This window comes from Gammaproteobacteria bacterium, assembly GCA_013001575.1.
GTDB lineage: Bacteria > Pseudomonadota > Gammaproteobacteria > Steroidobacterales > JABDMI01 > JABDMI01.
Genome location: JABDMI010000055.1, coordinates 1 through 4635, shown reverse-complemented (window position 1 = coordinate 4635; position 4635 = coordinate 1). Strand labels below are relative to the sequence as shown.

Sequence of the window (4635 nt, the reverse complement as noted above, 5' to 3'; positions counted from 1 at the left end):
ATCAGTTTGGTATATGAATGCCTTGAACGAAGGCCATGGTTATCGCAAAAAAGAGAATCGGGATATTTACCAGCAGGCTGTGGTGATGTTCTTGCAAGAACATTTGGCCGAGTAAGTCTGTAGAGCGCCTTATTGAATTGCAGCTCTGACAATTTGCTCACAGCGTTTACCGCCGTTTGTAGGAAGTGAAAACCGGGCATGCGGCATACTAATGTGTCTAGCCGTATAGTCCGAAAGTCTTATGCAATATGACGTCGGGTCGCATAATCTGATACTTTCCCAACAGCAATGTTATTGCTGATATGTAGGCATTAAACTCAAGGTTAAGTCAATGCTGATTGGAGACAGGCAATGAGTGACGAAGCGCTAAAAAGCCGTACAGCGAAAAACTGGAGTTTGATCCTGGGTCTGGCCATCCCGGTATTAATGATACTGTTTATCGCTGTGAGTATTTATGTGCCACAGCTTTTTGACAACACGCCGCCACCATCGGTTAATTTTTTATATACCTCGGACTACACCCATCCGCATTCTTTGCAGGTGCGCAAGAACCGCCTGGAATGGGTCAAGGGTCATACTTACAACGAACAACAAGATAAGGCCTATGCAAGTAAGCCGGTGATCTATGTGCATGATGTGAAAACCAATACCAGTAAGAGTATTGATTTTGAGGAAGCGCAAAATCTGTTACTTGATGCGAAAGCAATTGCACCCGATGGCTATAAGATCGAACAGAGCAGGCGCAACGGCTGGTTTCCGTTTGATTATCATTATTCGCGTGATCGCTATCTGGTGAATGCGCATGCCGCACATAAATTAAATCTCGAGTACACCAATCAATCTTATTACGGATTCAATTTCCTGGGCTGGGTGATCGAATGACTAATCCTGAATTACTACAAGATCTGGAAAAAGCTTTACACAGCGGCAGTGTTGATGTGGTGTCGGTATTGGGTGTATTGGAAAAGTTCACTGACACGAAAAAATCCGAGGGTAGCAATAAACTCATGCACATTTTGAGTTTTATTGGTGGTGGTATTGTATTTATGGGTATCGCTTTTTGGGTGGGTCAGGAGTGGAAACACTTTGGCTCCAGTGCCAAGATCCTGTGCACTCTGGGAATCGCCATCGGATTCTTTATCAGCGCTGTATTGCTAAGCAAGAATGATGAGCAGGAGGTTTTAAGTAATACCTTTTTTGCCATCGCGGCTTTGCTTATGCCTTTTGGGCTTGGGGTGACCTACGACGAATTAGAGTTTAAGGTAGATACCTATTCGGTCACAACCCAGATTTCCGGAATATTAACCGCAGTATTTCTTAGTGCATACTTTTTGTTCCGGCGAAATCTGTTATTGATATTTGCCATCATTTTTGCAAGTTGTTTATTCTTTATCGCCACCGACTGGATGTTAAAAGACCAGTTCATGGCGTCTGAATCCAAATTCTATCTGTATCGTATATTCTTCGTCGGACTCACCTGGACTTTGCTCGGCCATGCGTTTTCAGACAGTGTACGCAAGCCCCTAACCAGTTTTTTATATGTTTTCGGAATCATCGCAATTTTAAGTAGCGCCATGGCCCTGGGTGGCTGGAAACCCAATCAAAGTGTGTTTTGGGAACTGATCTATCCGGGTCTGGCCTTGGGAATTGTGTTTTTAAGTACCGTAGTGAAAAGCCGCTCCTTTTTGATTTTCGGCTCGCTGGGTTTCGGTGCCTATATATGCAAGATCACCGCCGAGTATTTCAGCGATTCACTGGGCTGGCCACTGGCTTTGATCCTGATGGGATCGGCGATGATCGGAATTGCATTCGGGGCGGTCAGGATACGCAAGAAATATTTACAAACCTGATCGGGTAGAAGTAATTATATAATGCAAATATGCACGAAAAAATTCTGGCTACCATTACCTCTGAAAATCTGGTGAATGTAATTAATGAAGAGGCTATAAATATTCACCTCGAGGCGCACCCTCAAAATGAAATTATTATTACTATTCCATTTGGGGTTAATGAGTGGTATATATCTGTTATAGATCAATACACTGGCGAGGAATTGTTTAGTGACTGGTGTGAACACTACCATTCTGATTTAGATGGCACTGACATGCTGTACGATGAATTACAAGAGACTGTTATTGAAGTTATTAAACTCTTAAACAATTCCGAAATTGCAATACAGCAATCTAATGGAGTTAAAGTTTTCGCTCACCAAGTATTAAAATCTAAACAGTTATTAGTAGAAACCGATGCAGGGTATGTAGATTTTTGGCAGGCAATCAACCGAGAGTAAAGAAACCTAGATCTTGAATTATGAAACTGGAATATTGAATAACAAGTGTTATTCAGCATCCGGCATTAACCATCGCCGTCATTCCTGAATCCAGTAACAAGCTTAGGGCCTCACAATCTCGAACCAGAATTCAAAATCATCCAGCATGCCGAAGAAAGAACGCAGGGCCAGCGGGTTGCCTTCGTAGGACGCCATTCCTTCTTTAGACAGTTCTCTGAAGGTTTTTTGTTTCAGACTGAGCAGGTCGAGTGCGGCGCGAGTCATTTTGATGGTCGCATTGGCATTTTCATCGCTGGCATTCATGCGGTGATGCAGAGTTCCGTTACTCACGATCATTAAGGCTTTTTCACCGGTGTCGGTTAATTCAAAATTAAAACGCCAATTTTTATTTTTCGCTTTATTGGCATCCAGTTTGACTGCCATGGTGTCAAAGAACAGATCCAGTGGAACAGCCTTAACCAGATCCGGGCCACCAGCTTTGGGTGTTGGCAAATCTATAATGCCGTTTTGAAGTTCTACCGCGGCACTTAAGTAAAAGTTTCTCCAGGAGCCTGATTCCGCCATATAAGCAAGCTGTTGATAGGTTTTTGCCAATAAGTCCGCGGCTTGTTTGTTGTCCGGTTGTGCAAAAATAACGTGATTCAGAGCGGTGGCAGCGAAACGGAATTCGCCTTTATCAAAATCACCTTGGGCTTTTGCAATAACTTTTTCCGCACCACCCATATACTCGACAAACTTTTTGCCTTCATCCACCGGACTGAGTGGATCAAGATTGGCCGGATTACCGTCAAAATACCCAAAATACAATTGGTACTGGGCTTTGGAGTTGTGGCTTAGTGTTCCGTAGTAATCCCGGTTCGCAAAAGACTTTGCAATGCCATCGGGCATATTCAATAACTCGGGAATTTCGTGCATGGTGTAGCCGTGATTGGCCAGGCGCAAGGTCTGGTCATGAATAAAGCGATACAGGTCGCGTTGACCCGACCAGAAATCCACAATTTTTTCTTGTCCCCAGGTTGGCCAGTGATGGGAACCAAAAGACACCTCGGTTTTGTCAGCAAACATCACAATGGCTTCGTCAATGTATTTACTCCAGATACGGCCGTCGCGAACTTTGGCGCCGCGTGGCGTGTACAGGTTATGCAATGTGTGATTAATAATTTCCGCCTGACAAAATGCTTTGAACTGGGGCAAGTAGAACATGAACTCGGACGGCGCTTCGGCACCCAGGGCCAGCAGGAATTCAAACTCGATTCCATCGACCGTCATTTTCTGGCCAGTGTGTGTAATCTCGTCGCTTGGTGCGATCATGCCCATGCCGCCACTGGAAATGGCTGGCCCCAATCCAACCCCCACCGACCCGGTCGGTGAACGTGGTAACAGACTGCCAAACATATAACTCGCGCGGCGCGTCATTTGGTTGCCGGCCAGGATCGATTCACTCACGGTCTCCAGGGTGAAATTCAATGGCGCAATAATTTTTACACCATTGGCCACATCTTCTTCAGATATCAGACCGCGAACTCCACCAAAATGATCCGCGTGCGAATGCGTGTAGATAACGGCTGAAACCGGAAAGTCGCCAAGCTCGCGTTTGACCAGCTCGTAAGCGGCACGTGCGGGCTCTTTGGAAATCAGGGGATCGACCACGATCCAGCCACTTTCGCCACGAATGAAACTGATGTTGGACAGATCAAAGTTGCGCACCTGGTAAATGCCGTCCATGACTTTGAACAAACCATGCTTGGCGGTGAGTTCGCCCTGACGCCATAAACTCGGGTTCACACTATCCGGTGCTTCGCCTTGTATAAAATCAAAAGCCCCGATGTCGTAGGCGGGCATGCCATTGGCGTTCAATATTTCGGTTTTTTCCATAGTTGCGATAAAGCCACGTTCGGCGGCCGCATAATCAGCTTTATTATTGAAGTCGAGTTCTTGTTTGATCTTCCGATGATGCGTTCTCACCGCATCCGATACATACACTTCTTGGGCATCCATTTGAGCGAGCATAGATTCGGCCTTGGCAATTTTCTCGTCATCACCGATTTCCGGTGCTTTTGAGCAGGAAAAAATCAGTAGGGTACTTAAGGCTAAAACGATTTTAAGGTTTGGCACAGCTATGAACTCCTCGTGTTCCCTACGAAAGCAGGGATCCAATTGTTTGGGCATCCGGTGGAAATTACGCGGTTTTGATAATTACGTCAAGAAAATGGAATCCTGGATGCAAGTACACAAGCCGTGTTCGATTACTTATATTTACTTAATAATACGATGCCAAACACATACTCAATACCTGCACCGGCATATGCTCCAACTAAAATCGGCAATTCCAACCACACGATAAC

At 45.2% G+C, this 4635-nt stretch carries 4 protein-coding genes; 3 read left to right on the top strand and 1 reads right to left on the bottom strand.

All coding sequences use genetic code 11. The annotated features are described in order from the left end of the window. The first annotated feature begins 351 nt into the window (after positions 1-351). From HKN88_05090 to HKN88_05080, 3 genes are read left to right on the top strand one after another with little or no spacing between them, the layout of a single operon-like run. The gene (locus tag HKN88_05090) at positions 352-882 is read left to right on the top strand and encodes a hypothetical protein (protein NNC97428.1); all 531 of its coding nucleotides are present in this window, start codon (positions 352-354) and stop codon (positions 880-882) included. Then, entirely contained in the window at positions 879-1850 is a 972-nt protein-coding gene (locus HKN88_05085) for a hypothetical protein (protein ID NNC97427.1), read from the top strand. Before HKN88_05090 ends, HKN88_05085 begins: the two co-directional genes overlap by 4 nt. A 29-nt stretch (positions 1851-1879) precedes the next feature. Continuing rightward, on the top strand, positions 1880-2290 hold the full coding sequence (locus tag HKN88_05080) for a hypothetical protein (protein NNC97426.1): 411 nt from the start codon (positions 1880-1882) through the stop codon (positions 2288-2290). A 102-nt stretch (positions 2291-2392) separates the two neighbouring features. On the opposite strand, the gene HKN88_05075 is transcribed toward HKN88_05080, so the two are convergent. After that, a complete protein-coding gene (locus HKN88_05075) occupies positions 2393-4405 on the bottom strand; it encodes an MBL fold metallo-hydrolase (protein NNC97425.1) in 2013 nt (670 codons plus the stop codon). Between the last annotated feature and the right edge of the window lie 230 nt (positions 4406-4635).